15 protein-coding genes and 1 pseudogene are annotated in these 16,372 nt (G+C 65.4%); all 16 read left to right on the top strand.

Annotation, left to right across the window (positions count from 1 at the left end; translation table 11 throughout):
• The first annotated feature begins 63 nt into the window (after nt 1–63).
• The 16 genes and pseudogenes from SR882_RS04710 to SR882_RS04635 all read left to right on the top strand — a co-directional run bounded on the left by SR882_RS04710 (nt 64) and on the right by SR882_RS04635 (nt 16,360).
• Nucleotides 64–2,844, top strand: coding sequence for a CsoS2 family carboxysome shell protein (locus SR882_RS04710; RefSeq protein WP_322522184.1), 2,781 nt, complete (start codon nt 64–66; stop codon nt 2,842–2,844).
• Between the two features lie 21 nt (nt 2,845–2,865).
• The gene (locus SR882_RS04705; protein ID WP_322522183.1) at nt 2,866–4,428 is read left to right on the top strand and encodes a carboxysome shell carbonic anhydrase; all 1,563 of its coding nucleotides are present in this window, start codon (nt 2,866–2,868) and stop codon (nt 4,426–4,428) included.
• Nucleotides 4,425–4,676 carry a carboxysome peptide A gene (locus SR882_RS04700; RefSeq protein WP_058575620.1) on the top strand — a complete coding sequence of 84 codons (252 nt, stop codon included), beginning with the start codon at nt 4,425–4,427 and terminating at the stop codon, nt 4,674–4,676. The genes SR882_RS04705 and SR882_RS04700 overlap by 4 nt, the downstream gene beginning before the upstream one ends.
• A 1-nt stretch (nt 4,677) precedes the next feature.
• Nucleotides 4,678–4,917 (top strand): annotated as a pseudogene (locus SR882_RS04695) (carboxysome peptide B); the annotation flags it as partial.
• Between the two features lie 54 nt (nt 4,918–4,971).
• Nucleotides 4,972–5,268, top strand: coding sequence for a BMC domain-containing protein (locus SR882_RS04690; RefSeq protein ID WP_058575618.1), 297 nt, complete (start codon nt 4,972–4,974; stop codon nt 5,266–5,268).
• Between the two features lie 69 nt (nt 5,269–5,337).
• Entirely contained in the window at nt 5,338–5,634 is a 297-nt protein-coding gene (locus SR882_RS04685) for a BMC domain-containing protein (RefSeq protein WP_136865891.1), read from the top strand.
• Between the two features lie 139 nt (nt 5,635–5,773).
• A complete protein-coding gene (locus SR882_RS04680; RefSeq protein ID WP_125198463.1) occupies nt 5,774–6,103 on the top strand; it encodes a BMC domain-containing protein in 330 nt (109 codons plus the stop codon).
• A gap of 39 nt (nt 6,104–6,142) precedes the next feature.
• Complete coding sequence (locus SR882_RS04675; protein WP_322522182.1) at nt 6,143–6,553, top strand: ferritin-like domain-containing protein; 411 nt, start codon at nt 6,143–6,145, stop codon at nt 6,551–6,553.
• Nucleotides 6,554–6,581: 28 nt separating this feature from the next.
• On the top strand, nt 6,582–6,860 hold the full coding sequence (locus SR882_RS04670; RefSeq protein ID WP_158611738.1) for a 4a-hydroxytetrahydrobiopterin dehydratase: 279 nt from the start codon (nt 6,582–6,584) through the stop codon (nt 6,858–6,860).
• A gap of 35 nt (nt 6,861–6,895) precedes the next feature.
• Complete coding sequence (gene parA, locus SR882_RS04665; RefSeq protein WP_322522181.1) at nt 6,896–7,534, top strand: ParA family partition ATPase; 639 nt, start codon at nt 6,896–6,898, stop codon at nt 7,532–7,534.
• Entirely contained in the window at nt 7,531–7,908 is a 378-nt protein-coding gene (locus tag SR882_RS04660; RefSeq protein WP_322522180.1) for a hypothetical protein, read from the top strand. Before parA ends, SR882_RS04660 begins: the two co-directional genes overlap by 4 nt.
• Nucleotides 7,909–7,988: 80 nt before the next feature.
• A complete protein-coding gene (locus SR882_RS04655) occupies nt 7,989–10,340 on the top strand; it encodes a nitric oxide reductase activation protein NorD (protein ID WP_322522179.1) in 2,352 nt (783 codons plus the stop codon).
• A 121-nt stretch (nt 10,341–10,461) separates the two neighbouring features.
• Complete coding sequence (locus SR882_RS04650) at nt 10,462–12,144, top strand: NADH-quinone oxidoreductase subunit 5 family protein (protein WP_322522178.1); 1,683 nt, start codon at nt 10,462–10,464, stop codon at nt 12,142–12,144.
• A 1-nt stretch (nt 12,145) separates the two neighbouring features.
• A complete protein-coding gene (locus SR882_RS04645; protein ID WP_322522177.1) occupies nt 12,146–12,892 on the top strand; it encodes a hypothetical protein in 747 nt (248 codons plus the stop codon).
• 4 nt (nt 12,893–12,896) lie between these two features.
• Nucleotides 12,897–16,037, top strand: a complete 3,141-nt coding sequence (locus SR882_RS04640) for a DUF2309 domain-containing protein (RefSeq protein ID WP_322522176.1) — start codon at nt 12,897–12,899, stop codon at nt 16,035–16,037.
• Nucleotides 16,034–16,360: a P-II family nitrogen regulator gene (locus SR882_RS04635; RefSeq protein WP_322522175.1), complete on the top strand. Its 327-nt coding sequence runs from the start codon at nt 16,034–16,036 to the stop codon at nt 16,358–16,360. Before SR882_RS04640 ends, SR882_RS04635 begins: the two co-directional genes overlap by 4 nt.
• Nucleotides 16,361–16,372 lie beyond the last annotated feature (12 nt).

Genomic DNA, 16,372 nt, shown 5'->3' with positions numbered 1-16,372 from the left:
TAAGCGATGCGGCTGCCCGCCTTCGGGCAGGCAGCTTAACCATCAACACGAGGTACAACAGGCATGCCTGTACAATCTGGAAACAATGCAGCCAGAAATCGTGCAGCAGCTCGCGCCCGACAGGAAGCGGCTCGGCGTGGTGACACGTCGTCCTCTTCGGCAGGGGGCAGCCTCGCCGGTCTGACCGGCAAGGATCTGGCCCGCGCCCGTCGTGCGCAGTTGTCTGCACACGGCAAGAACGCCAGCACCTCGACCTGGAAAACGGCCGCGTCGGCCGCTCGCCAGAACCCCGCGGCATCGCGGGATTCCGGCAGCAACGGCGCTGCCGCCTCACAATCCCACGCATCCGCGTCCACCGACGAATCCGTCGACCAGATGTGCTCGCTCGCCGAGTCCGATCCGGGTCAGTACGGTTCCGAGGCGGACCTGGTGCGGTCCGTCTGCCGTTCACGTCGCCAGGCAATGGCGAAATACGGCAAGAGTGCACTCCCGCCGAAGCCCGCCTCCCAGGGCGGTCCGGGTCGCAAGCAGATGCCCTTCGCTGACGAGGTTCGCTCGCAGTCGAAGCCGGCACCGGCTAGCAACGACACCCAGGCCGACTCCGAGCACGAGGCTTCGTTCGAGTCACTCTGCACGGTCGCCAAAAAGCGTCCGGCCCGCCTTGGCCCGCAGGCCAACCGCGTGCGCCAGATTTGCCAAGCTCGCCGCGAGGCGATGGCAAACAAGGGCAAGCGTGCGTTGCCGGCCAAGCCGGCCTCGCAGGGCGGTCCGGGACGTGTGGGTTACCAGGTTCCGGGTTATCTGGATACCAGTGCCAGCGGTCGCGAGGCGTCGATGCGTCATCGCGAGATGCTGTGCCACTACGGCCGGGGCAGCGCCCCGTCCTGCCGTCCTACCGGACGTCGCAAGACCGAGACCACCAGCGAGGCGTCCACGCCAAAAAAGGTGGAAACCGGTCACACGATTTCCGGCCGTGAGGTAAAGGGCACCCAGGTGGAGCGCAGCAACCGCGTCTCTGGTAACGAGTCCGGCAGCTGCCGGGTGATTTCCGGCACCGAGTACATCGGTTCCGAGCAGTACGAATCGTTCTGCTCCACCCGCCCGCAGCCGAACGCGCCGAAGGTTCGCTCGACCACGACCGCCCGCGGTCATGGCGTCAGCGGCACCGCGGTAGGTCGAGCCGCCCAGGTCACCGGTGACGAGCGCGGGACTTGCGAGTCCGTGACCGGCACCGAGTACCTGAGCAGCGAGGACCTGCAATCGTTCTGCGGCACCAAGGCCCGCCCAACCCACGCCAACAAGGTGGTGGAAGGTCGGACCGAGAAGCAGATGCGTGTGACCGGTAGCGACGAGTTCCGTCCGGCCCGGGCCACCGGTGGGGAAACTGGCGCAAGCCGGTCGATCACCGGGTCCGAGTACGCGGACTCCGGCGTAGCGCGGATGACCATCAACGGGGCGCCGAAAAAGGTGGCGGAAACGCATACCTACACCGGTCGCGCCGTATCGGGCACCGCCATTGGTCGTTCCAGCCACGTCACGGGTGACGAGCCGGGCACCTGCCGCAATGTCTCCGGTACGCAGTACCTGAGCTTCGAGCAGTACGAGTCGTTCTGCGACACGCGTCCCGAGCCGGGCCACCAGAAGGTCGGCGTCGACCAGTCACGCCACGGCGAGCGGATCACGGGCAATCTCGTGGACCGTAGCGAGCGTGTGACGGGTAACGAGCCGGGCTCCTGCTCCCGTGTCACGGGCTCTCAGTACGGCGAACCGCGTCTTTGCGGTGGCGGCGTCGACAAGGTTCAGTCCATGCACACCCTCGCGGGTCGTGGACTGACCGGTCAGCGCGTCGACCATCACCCAAAGATGTCCGGTGACGAGCAAGGGGGGTGCATGCCCGTCACCGGTACCGAGTATTACGGCACTGAACACTATGGTGCCTACTGCTCGGGTTCGCCCGCACCCCACGCTGAGAAGGTCGAGACGTCGATGACCTGTGAAGGCCAGACCGTTGGCGGCACGCCGATGGATCGGACCGATCACGTCACCGGCAACGAGTACGGCTACGACCACTACGTCAGCGGCACGCCCTACGCCAACGCGATGCACACCGGTTGTGCCGCACCGACCAGCTATCCGCTGGCCGCGCGGACTCAACCGAGTGCTCGGTACGCGCCTCAGGCGGCTTACGCTCAACCCCAGGAGCCGATCACGGCCCCCGAGGACTTCAGCGTGAACCCGCCGGCACGCGCCGCTCGCGGTCGCGTCACGGGCAGTTCGTTTGACCAGGGTAGTGGCCGCATCACGGGTCCAGGCAACATGGCAATGGGACTGATCACCGGCACGCCGGAGTTCCGTCACCCTGAGCCGAGCGCCGCACATCCGCGGATGGGTTCGATCATGCCGACGCCGACGCCTGCCCCGCAGGCAGCGGCCCCGGCGCCCGCACCCGCCCCGGCTCAACCGGCACCGACTCAGAATGCGCCGGCGCAGCCGGTGGAAGCCGCCGAGCCGCAACCGGAGATCCCGGCTGCCGCTCCGGCCGACGCCGCGCTGCAGTGTGCCCCCGAGGCACAGGTCCGTGAGCGTGTCACTGGAGAAGGTGGTGAACGTTGCCGCATCTCTGGCGATGACTGGTCTCGCAACGGTTCGGTGACCGGTACCGAGGGCCAGTGGGCTCAGGGCCGCAACCCGTCCCTGCGTGGTCAGACTCGTGGTGCCGTACGCAATGCCTGGGTCAACCGTGAAGTGCCGCGTCCGGATGTTCCGGCATCCAAGATCACCGGCAGCAGCGGTAGTGACATGAACGGCTCGACGATCACCTACTCCGGTGGTGCTCGGGGCTAAGTGGCAGGAATGAACGGGCACATGACACAACAGCCGTTTCGTCGCAGCAGTCAGGGTGCGCCCCGACTGGGTCAGCGTCGGGCGCCGTTCGGTCTGGGTGCATCCAGTGGGCTTCGCAGCCCGTTGGGCACACCTCAGCCGGTCGCGCACCCGGCCTGCCCTTCGCTGCCGGAACGCCGTTGTCATCACCCGCTCACCAACCACGAGGCCAACCGACAACTGGCGTATTGCGAAGACTCCGTCAAGGAGCGGTTCGATCGTATCGTCCCGTTTCTCAAGGAGGTGGCCGCCCTGCCCCGTGACGGGCAGCTGGGCGACCGCATTCAGGAAATGGCCCAAGATCGGCTTGGCCATGGCTTCAATGAGGCCCTGGTCAACGACAGCTGGATCGAGGGCCCGGACCTGAAGGGGCTCTTCGCAAGCGCCACCTTTGAGGCGCTCAACGCTGCTACCAAGCAGTTCGGGCGCAAACTGGAAGACCAAAAGGACGACGCACTGTCCACGAGCAGCTTCTTCCTCGACTGCGGCTTTCACGCAGTCGACATCAGTCCCTGCTCGGACGGACGGTTGAAGGGCTTGATGCCGTTTATTTTTCGGCTCCCGCCCTGGTCGTTCACTTATCGCAAGGCGTATGCCGGCGCACTGTTCGACGTCGAAGAGGATCTTCGGCTCTGGAGCGAGGTCGAACTCCGCCGGTTTCGCGAGGGCGTACCGAATCGGGCTGACGAGGGTAGCCGCTATCTCAAGATCGCGGTTTATCACGGCAGCTCCTCGGACCCTCACCATGAAGGCTGCGCCGCGCATGGCAGCGACGAGCGCAAGGCAGCCGAGGCCGCACTGGATCGGCTGCAGGCCTTCCGCCAGGCAGTGGAGAATGCCTACTGCTGTGGTGCCAGCACGGACATCCTGCTGGTGGGTGTCGACACGGACACAGACGCGATTCGCGTCCATGTCCCCGACGCCAACGGCGATGTCAGCGTGCACCGTTACATCGACAACGCCTACCTGTACCAGGAGACGTTGAACCTGGAGCGCGATGCGGCCCATCTGGCCATTTACGATGCCATCCGCTCGGTCAACGAAACCGATGACTGGGGGCGCACGACCGGGGGCGAACCGCATGACGGCATGCGGCGGTTCGTAGCCAACCTGCTGATCAACAACCTGTCACAGATCGATTACGTGACGGAGCGTTACCAGGGGCGGTACCCGGCCGAGATCATCGGCCATGCCGAGCGCTACATCAGCGTCGGCGATGGCTTCGAGGAGGTGCAGATGCGCAATCTGGCGTATTTCGCGCACCTCCACACGGTAGAAGAGAACACGAACGACCTGGACGTCGGGATCAAGATTTTCCGCAAGCTCAACGTGAGCCACGGACTCCCCATCCCGATTGCCATCCACTTCCGTTACGACGGTCGTGTTCCGGGTGGGCGCGAACGGGCCGTGGCCCGTGCACAGCGGGTCTGCCACGCGATCCGCGAGCGTCACTCGGAGCTGGATGAACAGGACATGCTGTATTTCCAGCTGACCGTACAGGACCGCCCGTCGGGCAGCGAAATTGAAGAGGTTTCTCAGGCATGAAGATCATGCGGGTCGAAAAGACCTTGGTCTCGACCAACCGGATCGGCGAGCTGGGCCACCGCCCGCTCCTGGTCGTGACCGACAAGCCGGGCGGCACACCGCAGGTGGCCGTTGACGCGATCGGCTGCATCCCGGGTGACTGGGTGATCTGCGTCGGTTCCTCGGCGGCTCGGGAAGCGGCTGGTAGCAAATCCTACCCGTCCGACCTGACCATCGTCGGGATCATCGACCAGTGGTCCGCTGAGTGACATGGAGATCATGCAGGTACGTTCCGACCTTGTGGCCACGCGGCGCGTGCCCGGGTTGAAACATGTTTCCTTGAGGGTGCTGGTCGACCAGTCCGGCAGCCTCAACGTCGCGGCCGACCCGGTCGGGGCACCAGAGGGTAAATGGGTCGTCACCGTCAGCGGTTCTGCCGCCCGGTTGGCGCTCCCGGATCCCACGATCCAGACGGATCTGACAATTGTCGGCATCATCGATCACTGGGATCCTTGCTGACACTAGGTTTTTCGTTTTAACAAGTCGTTCGAGAGGAGAGACAAGATGGCTGATGTATCCGGTATCGCACTGGGAATGATTGAAACGCGCGGTCTCGTGCCGGCTATCGAGGCGGCTGACGCCATGACCAAGGCTGCCGAGGTTCGCCTGGTTGGTCGTCAATTCGTCGGCGGTGGCTACGTGACCGTTCTGGTCCGTGGCGAGACCGGCGCGGTCAACGCCGCCGTTCGCGCTGGCGCTGATGCGTGTGAGCGTGTTGGTGACGGTCTGGTTGCTGCGCACATCATCGCGCGCGTCCATTCCGAAGTAGAAAACATCCTGCCGAAAGCCCCGGAAGCCTAAGGCGGATTTACGTAATGTCGGCGTCCTGACGTCGCCGACTGATTCAACTACAGCTTGGGAGTAACTCAAATGGCTGATGTATCCGGTATCGCACTGGGAATGATTGAAACGCGCGGCCTGGTGCCGGCAATCGAAGCGGCTGACGCCATGACCAAGGCTGCCGAGGTTCGCCTGGTTGGTCGTCAGTTCGTCGGCGGTGGTTACGTGACCGTTCTGGTCCGTGGTGAGACCGGCGCGGTCAACGCTGCCGTTCGCGCTGGCGCCGATGCGTGTGAGCGCGTTGGTGACGGCCTGGTCGCTGCGCACATCATCGCGCGCGTCCACTCCGAGGTAGAGAACATTCTGCCGAAAGCACCGGACGCCTAAGTCCGCGTGATTTGAGCAGGCTCCTGTGGTCGTGTCCCCGTGGCACGGCCCTGTCTGCCACCCAGATTCTTTTGCAGGAGCCGTTCAGACATGAGTGCTGACGGCTCTTGTTGGATTGACCGACCCGAGGGTTCACCACATGGCTAATTCCGGTATTGCACTGGGCATGATCGAAACGCGTGGCCTGGTCCCTGCCATCGAGGCAGCGGACGCGATGACCAAGTCCGCGGAAGTGCGGCTGATCGGCCGCTCGTTTGTCGGTGGCGGTTACGTCACCGTCCTCGTGCGCGGCGAGACCGGTGCGGTGAACGCCGCGGTCCGTGCCGGCGCCGATGCCTGCGAACGCGTCGGTGATGGCCTGGTGGCTGCCCACATCATTGCCCGCGTGCATGGTGAGGTCGAGTCGATCCTGCCGGAGGATGCCGCCCACTGCGAATCCTCCTGGTGCGTCCCGTCGATGGACGCGTAAACGTGGTTGATCCTTTGCACTGAGGAGTTGACCGTGGTCATGCGATCAAATGCGCGTGTGATCGGGCTACTGGGACGAGCCCTGGAACTGGAAATGGAATCCGCCCAGCAGCATGCCACCCGTGCCACGTTGGCATCGCTCTGGGGCCAGCAGACGCTGGCCGAACAACTGTACGGCCTGTCGGACGAGGAGATGGGGCATGCCGACCTCGTCACCCGGCAGATGCTGTGGTTGGGGTTCGCCCCGCCGGCGCTCTCCCTCGCCCCGGTTCGACCCGGTCGAGACCCGGAGGAACTTCTGGCCCTCAGTCGGGCCAAGGAATGGGAGACCGTGCGGTTCTACGAGGATGCCGCCAACTGGTTCCGGCGATTCCAGCCGGACGAGACCGGCGCCCTCTTCGCCCGCCTCTTCAACGAAGAGCTGGGCCACGTCCGTCAGCTCGGCGGTTAGGCAACACGAGTTCTCAGGGAGAACGCACATGGTTGAGACGACCGACATCCAGGTGGACGGCTGGCAGACCCAGAAGCGCCCCCCCATGCTGATCCGCAAGTTCGAGTTCGAGGACTATTCGCAAACACGTGATTTCCTCGACCGCCTTGCCGAGGTATCCGAGGAGATGGGCTATCACCCCAGCCTGCAATTCGACCGCACCCAGGTCAGCGTCAACGTCTCCCCTCTCGAGGAGACGCTCGGCGATCTCGAGGTGCGCTTCGCCAAGCAGGCGACCGAACTGGCCGAGAAGACCCAGGCGGGTTAATCAGGCAGGCTGACCCCATCAAGGAGGGTGACACCATGGCCGCACACGTCATCGCACTGGCCAACCTCAAGGGCGGCTGTGGCAAGACCACGCTGTCGATCAACCTGGCCTCCGGGCTCGCCCGGCGCGCGGAAGTGGGACTGATCGACGCCGACCCCCAGGGTGCCCTGCGGCATTGGTCGGGCTGGGGTGAGGCCAAGTCCGGTCTGCCCCGCCTGTTCGACGACCATGACGATGCCCACGCCAACCTCGCCGCGGCACGCGAGCATTGCGACTTCGTGATCGTCGACTGCCCGCCGTCGCTCGACATGAACGTGACCATCGAGCTGCTGCTTCACAGCCACCAGGTCCTGATTCCCGTTCTCCCCTCGCCGCTCGATCTCTGGGCGAGCGCCGACACCGTCAAGGCGGTGAACCAGGCGCGAGAGAACGGCAACCAATCCCTTTCCGCGGCTCTGTTGCTCAACCAGACCGAACCGCGTAGCGCCATGACCCGTGCCATGCAGAATGCGGTTGCGGGGCTTGGTTTGCCCGTCCTCCCGGCGGCCGTGCGCCGTCGGGCCGCCTATCGAACGGCGGTCGTGGAAGGAGTAAGCGTCTACCAGCTTGGCGGCCGTGGTCGTGCGGCGGTGGACGAAATCGAGAACATCATCGACGAGGTAACGTCACCATGAGCAAGTTGGAAGACAAGCTGAGCGCCAGCGTGAAGTCGGAGTCCCAAGCGACGTCCCAGGCGACGTCCCAGGCCAAGCCGACCGAGACCGCCAAGACTGAATCCAAGCCGGCCGCGACCAGCAGCACGGCAAGCAAGACGACGGCGGCCAGCAACACCGCGAGCAAGCCGGCGACATCGACTGCCCGCAAGGCCCCGGCCAAGCGCTCCACGCCCGCCAGCAAGGCACCGGCAACGAAAACGGCCGCCAAGAAGCCGGCCGCCAAGTCGAGCACCACCAAGTCCTCGACCACCCGCAAGCCGGCCAGCAAGCCGAACAAGGCGCCAGGCCTGGGCGATCAACCGCTGCACCCGCGCCGCGTCTGGCCGGACTGATCCCGCCTGATCCCGCGTTCAGGCCGGCCTAGCGCCGGCCAACTTTCTTCCTTGTCACCAGCAGAGCCACGATCGACGTCATGACGAGTGCACGGCTAGAAGACCAGGAGCGCCTGGCCGAACTGGGCGAATCCGCGCGCGAAATCCTCGAGATCCACTGGGTGGACGCCTCGCGGGTCTTCTCGCCGCGTGCGCTCGAGGCCTACCTCGAGGGCGCGATCAGCCTGCAATCGCTGGGGCGCGGCGAGGAGCTGGTGCTTGCCTATATCGAGAGCACGCCCCAGGTGGCGCGGGAGCTCGGCACCGACACCGCCTTCGAGTTGCTCTCGATGGCGATCAAGATGTTCTCCAAGACCAGTGCCGCGGTACTCGTCCTGCTGTTCTCCACCGCGCCGGTGGCGGCGAGCCGGCTGGGCGAGGCGTCGCTGTTCCAGCAGTACCTGTCGCTTGTCAACTACATCCTGGCGCAGGCGCCGCGTGCCCTGCGCCCGATGCTCACGCAACTCGACCACCTGCTCGAGGTGCTCACGCTGGGCGGTCTGCGACGGTGGGCCACCTGGGGCATCAATGCCCACCGCAGTGACTTCGACGCGCTGGATGCCTACTTCAGCCTCGCCAGCCCCGATGCCGAGGCCGTGCTGCAAAAGGAACGTCGCGGCACACTGTTCGTCGACGTGCAGCGCCGGCTGGTGATGTACCTGCGTGCGCTGTGGGCGCGCAACTTCCTGCTGCGTCCTACCTCCGGCGACTTCGAGAGCCGCGAGGGCTATCGGCCGTTCATCGAGGGGCCGTTCATCAATCTCCCCGACGCCTTCGACGACTACGTCGATCGCGACGACTCGTCGGTCGACGGCGTCAATCTCTACCGTGCCTCGGCCGCCCACGCCGCCGCGCACATGATCTACTCGGACTTCGATGCCGAGTCGGAAGACGCCTCCAAGCTCCAGCAGACCTTCATCGGTCTGATGGAGGACGCGCGCGTCGAGATGCTGGCCGGCAAGGACTTCCCCGGACTGGCCCCGCTGTGGACGCGCATCGCGCGCATCGCGGTCAACCGCCACGAGGAAACCGATGCCGAGCGCGTCGGCCCGCTGCTCGATCGGCTGGCACTCGCCCTGCTCGACCCGAACTATGCCGACGACCATCCGCTGATCGCCCAGGCCCGCGAGTCCCTGATGACGATTCAGGAGGACCTCGAGGGCTACGAGCGGGTTCGCGCGGCCGGTCTGGCACTGGCCAATCGAGCCGAGCAAATGGGCCTGCAATTCAGTCCCAGCCAGGACGTGCCCAGCATCCCCTACCGCGACGACAACCGCTTTCTGTTCGAAAAGCCCGAGTCGGCGATGGAGATCCAGCGCGAAGGCAGCGTCGACGACAAGCGTCGTTACGTCTCCCTGCTGGAGATGCTCAACTCGCTCGACGTCGAGTACATCTCCGCCGAGGACGCCGACGAGGTCTGGGTTCTGGGCACCGAACTCTACGACAACCACGGTCGCAAGTACTCCGATATCTTCGCCGAGGACCGCACGCTCTCGCCGGTGCATTACCACGAGTGGGACTACATGACCCAGCTCGAGCGCCCGTTCTGGACCACTATCAACGAGAAGCGCCCGGTCGACGGCGACCCCGAGGCCATCGACGCGATCCTCGACCGCCACAAGCCGCTGGTCCGTCGCCTGAAATACCTGATCGAGGGCATCCAGCCGCAGGGCGTGGTACGCGAGAAGAAGGTCGAGGACGGCGATCAGATCGACATCAACGCCGCGATCAGCGCGATGATCGACATCCGCATGGGCCAGACGCCGGACCCACGCATCAACATCCGTACCCGCCTGCAGGTCCGCGACCTGTCGGTGATGCTGTTGATCGACCTGTCCGAGTCGACCAACGACCTCATCGGCCGCGGTGAGGACGAGACCACCGTCCTGGACCTGGCCCGCGAGGCCGCCGCCCTGCTGGCCGATGCCATCCACCGGGTGGGCGATCCGTTCGCCATCCACGGCTTTGATTCCAATGGCCGCCACGACGTCGAGTACTACCGCTTCAAGGACTTTGGCGAACCCTACGGCGACAAGGCCAAGGCGCGTCTGGCCGGCATGACCGGTCAACTGTCCACGCGCATGGGCGCCGCCCTGCGCCACGCCGGTTCGGTGATGAGCCGGCGGCCCAGCCAGCGCAAGCTTGTGCTGATGCTTTCCGACGGCGAACCCTCGGACAACGACGTGCGCGATCCGCAGTACCTGCGCCACGACACCAAGAAGGCCGTCGAGGAACTGCACCGCCAGGGCGTGGAGACCTTCTGCGTGACCCTCGACCCGCACGCCGACGAGTATGTATCGCGCGTGTTCGGTCCCCGGAACTTCATGGTGCTCGACCACGTCTCGCGCCTGCCCGAAAAGCTGCCGGCGCTGTACCTGTCGATGACCCGCTGATTCACCGGGGCGGCGATCACCGCCCCACCCGGCCCCGGGCCGTCGCGAAGGCGGTCAACGAACGACAACCCGATATTTTTGCAGCGAGCTGGCACCGGCCAGTGAAAGATGGAGTAAGGACATGATCAAACTGCAATGGTTGATCCCGTTATTGCCGGTGCTCTCCGCCCTGCTGGTGCACCTGCTGGCTGGCCGGCTCGGCAGGCGGGTCGCCCAGTTGAGCGTGGGCATGGGGGTGATCACCTTCCTCGTCGCCCTCTGGCAGATCGTGGTCTTCATCACGAGCGACCAGGGCCCGAGCTGGATGGGCATCGGCGGCAACTGGGGCAGCGTCTACCTTGACCCCCTGAGCGCCACCATGGCGCTGGTCGTGTCCGGCTTCAGCCTGATCGTGCATATCTACTCGGTGCGTTACATGGCCGAGGAGCCGGGCTACGCGCGCTTCTTCATGCTGCTCGACCTGATGACGGCCTCTATCCTGCTGTTCGTCACGGCCGGTGATCTCATCACCCTGCTGATCGCCTGGCACCTGGTCAGCGTGATGATGTACTTTCTGCTCGCCCAGAACACCGAGTCGCGGCCGGGCGAGCGCTATGCCTTCTGGACCTTCCTGACCTACCGTATCGGCGATCTGCCGATGGTCCTCGCGGCCGTCATCCTGTTTCAGGCCTACGGGGCGCTGGACTTCCCGACCTTGTTCGACCGGCTGATGGCCGCCCCGGACACCGAGGTATTCGGCATGCCGGCGGCCATCATCGCGGCCGGGCTGATCGCCGTCTCGGCCTTCGCCAAGTCCGCCCAATTCCCGCTGCACACCTGGCTTCCCTACACCATGGACGGCCCGACGCCGGTCTCGGCGCTGATGCACGCGGGCATCGTCAATGCCGGCGGCATCATCATCAACCGGTTTGCCCCGGCCTTCGTCAATGCAGACGGGGTGCTGCACCTGCTGTTCGTGGTCGGCCTGCTTACCGCCGTGATCGGCTCGGTGCTGATGCTCACGCAGAACGACATCAAAAAATCGCTGGGCTACTCCACCATGGGCCAGATGGGCTTCATGATCATGGAAACGGGCGTCGGTGCGTTCTCGCTGGCCGTGTTCCACCTGATCGCCCACGGCATGTTCAAGGCGACCATGTTCCTGAGCTCGGGTGACCTGATCGGGGATGCGCGCCGCCACGACGACGTCCCGCAGAACCCGCTCTACACCTTCCTGGTCGACCGTAAGACCGGCAAGCCGACGCGGCTACCATGGCTCGCCATCGGCGTGGTGACGCTCGTCGTTCCGCTGGTCATCCTCTTGCTGGCGCACTGGGCGGTCTCGCCGGACTTCTTCCAGAAACAGGGCGCGATCGTGCTCCTGTTCTTCGGCTGGATCACCGGCGTGCAGGTGCTGTTCGCCACCCATCGGCTGGATGCAACCAACCCGGTGCGCATGATGCTGATGATCCTGCTCTCGTTCGCCCTGATCGTCATCGGCTACAGCATCATCGGTCACACGTTCGAGACCTTCCTGTACCCGGATGAGGCCTTCCGCGAGGCCCTCTACCACGCCGCTGGCCTCGACGCGGTCACCTTCGACGGCCTGGTGCTGCTGCTGGGGCTGGTCGTACTGGTTGGCTGGATCGGCAGCTATCTCGCCAGTCGCGAGGAGTCGCTGTTCGGCAATCGCTTCTCCGAGCTGCGGCTGACGCTCTACTCGCTGATCTCGCGCGAGCTGTACATTGCCGACCTGTACGAGCGGCTGAGCCAGGCCCTGCTCGAGGGTTCCAAGCGCATCAATGTCTGGATGAGGTGGCGCTGACATGAACACGCTGTTGCTGTTGCTGGCAGGGTTCTTCCTGCCCCTGTTCCCCCTGAGCATGGTCTTCAACTGGCTGCTTGGGCGGTTCAACAACCCCGTCATCCGCGTGGCGCTGATCCTCGTCTGGCCGCAGATTGGCGTGCTGCTGGTGCTGGCCGCCGGCGTGCCGCTGACTGGGAGTGCGTTCCTCTGGTGGGGCCTGATCACCGCCGCCTTCTACGCCTGGCGCCTGCTCACCGTGCGCGAGCTGGGCCAGTGGGCGGCCATGCTCGCCACCTCGGCCTTCGCGTTGACCTGGGTGATGGCGGCCGACGGCGCGCGGGCGATCGACCTGCATGCCTTCGTGCTCGGATTTGCCGTCGCACCGGCCCTGCTGGTGGCGATCACGACGCTGCTGGAACGCCGCCTGGGCGCGGCCTACTCCGGCCTGGTCACCGGCATGGCACGGGACATCCCCCGACTGGCCGGCCTGATCACGGTGGTGCTGCTCGCCGCGATGGCGCTGCCGATCTCGCCGGGCTTTTTCGTCATGCTCGACCTGCTGCTCGACAGCGACCCGGCACCCGTGATCATCGCCCTGCTGACCTGGCTCTTTTGGAGCTGGGCCGGCACCCGCCTGCTACGGGATACGGTCTTCGGTCCGCGTAGCGGCAAGAGCCTCGTCGACCTGCCCGCTCCCCAGGCGTGGGCCTTCGCGGGCGTTATCGTCGCCGCGGTCGTGTTGAACCTGATCTGGACAGGAGTCTGACGCCATGAGCCGACTGACGCTGGGCCATCGCCTGAAAATCCGCTCCATGGTTCACATGGCCGCCGAACCCATCCCGTTCTTCTGGCCGATGCGGACCTTCATCCATCACAACCCGCTGCATGGCCTCGAGCACCTGCCCTTCGAGCAGGGCGTGCGCCAGGGCGAGCAGTTGTTCCACGGCCGGGGGTTCCTGCCGCGGACCGACTACCAGCGCTACCACGCCGAGGGCAAGGTCGACGACGCCACCTTAGGTGACGACATCCGGCGCTTTTTGGCCGAGCGCGATGCCATCGGTGAACTCGATCTCCACGGCCTGCTGCAGACCCTGCTGTGCCGGACGCCGGAGACGGTTGGCGTGCGGCTGGACCTGGCGGATGCCGAGGACATCAAGTGCACCATGGACGGCGAGACCTCCTGCGCCGAGGTAACCGCCGACATCGACGCCCTGCAGGAAGGCCTTGCCAGGCAGTTCCCGCCCGAGCGCCCGTTGTACGAGTCCATCGACCTCTTGTTCGGTACCGAGATTGGCACCACCCTCGACGAGCTGGTGATCAAGAGCTGCCTGGACTTCTTTGACGAAGGCCAGTCGACCCTGCAGATGCCGGGCCGCGAACACGGCTTTTTCACCGCCTGGAGTGCGCTGGCCAAGCGCAACCTGCGCCTGTTCCTGCGCGGCCTGCACATCAAGAAGATCCTCGCGCAGGACACGTCCGCCGAGGGCGTGATCGCCTACGTGCTGGGTGAGCTGGGTATCGAGGAGGCCCACTGGGACGGGCTGATCACCCGCGAGCTGACCCGCCTGCACGGCTGGGCCGGCTTCATCCGCTGGCGCTCGTCGGCCAACCGCTACCACTGGTCGCAGACCTACCCCGCCGACCTGATCGACTTTTTGGCCATCCGGCTGGTGCTGGGGCTGGCGCTGATCCGGGAACATGCCCGTCGCAAGCGCCTGCCTGCCACCTTCCCCGAGCTGTCCGCGTATCTCGAGCAGCACACCGCCGAGTGCTACCTGCGCCAGGCCTACCACGGCGGCACCGTCCAGCCGGAGTGGGCCCACCGCGTCGACGACGCCCTGGCGCACAAGCACCCCGGCCGCATCAACCGCCTCCTGCCCGAGTACCTGCAGGCCGAGCGGTTCGCCGAGGCGCGCCGCCAGGCCGACCGCCTGCTCTCGCTGGCTGAGGCCGCCGGGCAGACCGAGGCACTCAAGGCGCTGGACGCCGACCAGGTCGACACCCTGCTCACCCTGCTCGACGAGTTCGAGGATGGCGAGGGCATGATGTGGCTGCGCGCCATGGAGGCGGTCTACCGCAAGTCGGTCCTCAACGAGATCAAGCTGCTGCCGCCGGCCAAGCGCGAAAAGCGCCCGTTTGCCCAGGCGCTGTTCTGCATCGACGTGCGTTCCGAGCGCATCCGCCGCCAGCTCGAGCACGTCGGCGACTACCAGACCTTCGGCATCGCCGGCTTCTTCGGCGTGCCGGTCAGCTTCATCGGCCTGGGCAAGGGTACCGAGCTGGATCTCTGCCCGGTGCAGATCACGCCCAAGAACGTGGTGCTGGAAGTGCCCACCGGCGCGACGCAGATCGAGACCGATTTCTACTCCTCGGCCAGCCACGTGCTGCACGACGTGAAGAGCTCGGTGCTCTCTCCCTACTTCACCGTCGAGGCCATTGGCCTGCTGTTCGGCTTCGACATGATCGGCAAGACCGTCGCGCCGCGCGTCTACGACCGCTGGCGCAACCGCATCGAGCCCAAGGACGCCTCGACCCGCCTGTTGATCGACAAGCTCTCGCGCGAGCAGGGCGATTCGATCGTCCGCTCGTTGCAGCGGGTGACGATCGTGCGCGCCATCGGCCAGCAGCTCGGCATCGACCGCGACGCGATCACCGACGCGATGATCCGCGAGCTGCGCGAGATCGCGATGGGCAACAAGGAGGGCAGCTCGGAGTTCGCCCGCCAGTTCGCCTTGAGCCCCGCCGCCGAGGCCGAGTTCATCGAGACGCTGCGCGACGAGTACCGCATCAACCCGTCGTTTGTCTCCATGCAGATGGAGCGACTGGGCAAGATCGGCTTTTCCACCGACGAGCAGGTCTACTTCGTCGGCCAGGCGCTGCGGATGATGGGGATGAAGGAAACCTTCTCCCGTTTCGTCATCCTCGCCGGCCACGCCAGCCAGTCGGACAACAACCCCTACGAGTCCGCGCTGGACTGCGGGGCCTGCGGTGGCGGCCACGGCCTGGTCTCCGCGCGCGTGCTCGCGCAGATGGCCAACAAGTCGGATGTGCGTCGTCGCCTGGCCGAACAGGGCATCCACATCCCGGATGACACCTGGTTCGTCCCGGCTCAGCACAACACCACCTCGGACGAGATCGTGCTGCACGACCTCGACCTGCTGCCGACCAGCCACCTGGTCTACATGGAGCGCCTGCGCAACGGCCTGCGCGCGGCCAGCCGGCTGTGCGCCGCCGAACGTCTGCCGACGCTGGAGGATGGCGTCGATCCGAACCTCGACACCACCACGGCGTACCGCCACATCCAGCGCAACACCAGCGACTGGACCCAGGTACGCCCCGAGTGGGGCCTGGCGCGCAACGCGGCGGTGGTCGTCGGCGGCCGGCACCTGACCGAGGACATGAACCTCGACGGGCGCAGCTTCCTGCTGTCTTACGACTACAAGCTCGACTCCAGGGGCCGCCTGCTGGATACCATCCTCTCCGGCCCGTTGATCATCGGCGAATGGATCAACCTCGAGCACTACTTCTCCGCCGTCGACAACGAGGGCTTCGGCAGTGGCTCCAAGGCCTATCACAACGTTGCCGGGCGCTTCGGCGTGATGAGCGGCAACCTGTCCGACATCCGCACCGGCCTGCCCTCGCAGACGGTTCTCAAGGATGGCCGCCCGTACCATGAGCCCCTTCGACTGCTGGTGATCGTCGAGGCGCCGGTGCCGCACGTGCTGGCCGCCGCCGGCCGGGTGCCCAAGGCACTGAGCCTGATCGTCAACGGCTGGATCAACGTGGTGGTCGCCGACCCCGAGACCGGCCACCTGCACTTCTTCGATCGCGGCGACTGGCACGACCTGGGACCGGCACCCCAGCGGGCCAAGCAACTGGAATCCATTGACGCAGAGGAGAGCCCTGCATGAGCAATCTCAAACTCAACCCGCTGAAGAAGCTCGAGATCATCATCGAGGGCGAGCACCAGGAATTCGCCACCGATATCCTCGACCGCGCTGACGTCAAGGGCTACACCATCGTCGGCAACCTGTCGGGCAAGGGCAGCCAGGGCTTCCACGAAGGCCACCTGATGTTCAACGAGGACGAGGTGCTGATCATGATCATCGCCGCCGTTCCGGAAGAACTGGTCGAGCCGCTGCTCGAAGGCTTCGCCCCGTTTTTCGACAAGCACAGCGGCGTGGTCTTTGTTTCCGACATCCAGGTCAGCCGACTGGTTAAGTTCAAGGGCTGATCGCGATAGGCT

It is taken from the genome of Guyparkeria halophila, assembly GCF_034479635.1.
In the GTDB taxonomy this organism is placed as follows: domain Bacteria; phylum Pseudomonadota; class Gammaproteobacteria; order Halothiobacillales; family Halothiobacillaceae; genus Guyparkeria; species Guyparkeria halophila.
Note: the sequence above shows the minus strand (reverse complement) of the source record. Positions and strands in the feature narration are given on the sequence as shown.

What these genes read in the sequence shown, in the direction of transcription:
- SR882_RS04635 (WP_322522175.1), top strand. Translation starts at nt 16,034, where the DNA reads ATGAGCAATCTCAAACTCAACCCGCTGAAGAAGCTCGAGATCATCATC.
- SR882_RS04640 (WP_322522176.1), top strand. Translation starts at nt 12,897, where the DNA reads ATGAGCCGACTGACGCTGGGCCATCGCCTGAAAATCCGCTCCATGGTT.
- SR882_RS04675 (WP_322522182.1), top strand. Translation starts at nt 6,143, where the DNA reads ATGCGATCAAATGCGCGTGTGATCGGGCTACTGGGACGAGCCCTGGAA.
- SR882_RS04645 (WP_322522177.1), top strand. Translation starts at nt 12,146, where the DNA reads ATGAACACGCTGTTGCTGTTGCTGGCAGGGTTCTTCCTGCCCCTGTTC.
- SR882_RS04685 (WP_136865891.1), top strand. Translation starts at nt 5,338, where the DNA reads ATGGCTGATGTATCCGGTATCGCACTGGGAATGATTGAAACGCGCGGC.
- SR882_RS04650 (WP_322522178.1), top strand. Translation starts at nt 10,462, where the DNA reads ATGATCAAACTGCAATGGTTGATCCCGTTATTGCCGGTGCTCTCCGCC.
- SR882_RS04680 (WP_125198463.1), top strand. Translation starts at nt 5,774, where the DNA reads ATGGCTAATTCCGGTATTGCACTGGGCATGATCGAAACGCGTGGCCTG.
- SR882_RS04655 (WP_322522179.1), top strand. Translation starts at nt 7,989, where the DNA reads ATGACGAGTGCACGGCTAGAAGACCAGGAGCGCCTGGCCGAACTGGGC.
- parA (WP_322522181.1), top strand. Translation starts at nt 6,896, where the DNA reads ATGGCCGCACACGTCATCGCACTGGCCAACCTCAAGGGCGGCTGTGGC.
- SR882_RS04705 (WP_322522183.1), top strand. Translation starts at nt 2,866, where the DNA reads ATGACACAACAGCCGTTTCGTCGCAGCAGTCAGGGTGCGCCCCGACTG.
- SR882_RS04710 (WP_322522184.1), top strand. Translation starts at nt 64, where the DNA reads ATGCCTGTACAATCTGGAAACAATGCAGCCAGAAATCGTGCAGCAGCT.
- SR882_RS04670 (WP_158611738.1), top strand. Translation starts at nt 6,582, where the DNA reads ATGGTTGAGACGACCGACATCCAGGTGGACGGCTGGCAGACCCAGAAG.
- SR882_RS04700 (WP_058575620.1), top strand. Translation starts at nt 4,425, where the DNA reads ATGAAGATCATGCGGGTCGAAAAGACCTTGGTCTCGACCAACCGGATC.
- SR882_RS04660 (WP_322522180.1), top strand. Translation starts at nt 7,531, where the DNA reads ATGAGCAAGTTGGAAGACAAGCTGAGCGCCAGCGTGAAGTCGGAGTCC.
- SR882_RS04690 (WP_058575618.1), top strand. Translation starts at nt 4,972, where the DNA reads ATGGCTGATGTATCCGGTATCGCACTGGGAATGATTGAAACGCGCGGT.